This window comes from Bacillus sp. SA1-12 (assembly GCF_000981385.1).
Lineage (GTDB): Bacteria > Bacillota > Bacilli > Bacillales > Bacillaceae > Metabacillus.
On record NZ_LATZ01000090.1, the window covers coordinates 1 to 816 of the forward strand.

2 rRNA genes are annotated in these 816 nt (G+C 47.5%); both read left to right on the forward strand.

Going from position 1 to position 816, the window contains the following annotated elements:
* Positions 1-356, forward strand: a 16S ribosomal RNA gene (locus WQ54_RS17950); the annotation flags it as partial.
* Positions 357-546: 190 nt separating this feature from the next.
* Positions 547-816 (forward strand): 23S ribosomal RNA (locus tag WQ54_RS17955); the annotation flags it as partial.

An 816-nucleotide genomic window follows, 5' to 3' on the forward strand; every position in this document is an offset into this window, starting at 1 on the left:
GATGACGTCAAATCATCATGCCCCTTATGACCTGGGCTACACACGTGCTACAATGGATGGTACAAAGGGCTGCAAGACCGCGAGGTCAAGCCAATCCCATAAAACCATTCTCAGTTCGGATTGCAGGCTGCAACTCGCCTGCATGAAGCCGGAATCGCTAGTAATCGCGGATCAGCATGCCGCGGTGAATACGTTCCCGGGCCTTGTACACACCGCCCGTCACACCACGAGAGTTTGTAACACCCGAAGTCGGTGGGGTAACCGTAAGGAGCCAGCCGCCTAAGGTGGGACAGATGATTGGGGTGAAGTCGTAACAAGGTAGCCGTATCGGAAGGTGCGGCTGGATCACCTCCTTTCTAAGGATGAAATGAAGGATAAAACCTTCATTAAAAAAGACGTTTCTGATTTTGTTTAGTTTTGAGAGAACTATCTCTCAATGTTGTTCCTTGAAAACTAGATAACGATAACAATTCAAGTATTCACTGAGTTTAAACGCTTAGTTTAGTGATTCTCTTAATAATTAGTAATGACATCATTGATGTCGAAGGTTAAGTTGTTAAGGGCGCACGGTGGATGCCTTGGCACTAGGAGCCGATGAAGGACGGTACTAACACCGATATGTTTCGGGGAGCTGTAAGTAAGCTTTGATCCGGAGATTTCCGAATGGGGAAACCCACTGTTTGTAATGGGACAGTATCTTTACCTGAATCCATAGGGTAATGAAGGCAGACCCGGGGAACTGAAACATCTAAGTACCCGGAGGAAGAGAAAGCAAACGCGATTTCCTGAGTAGCGGCGAGCGAAACGGAAGAAGCC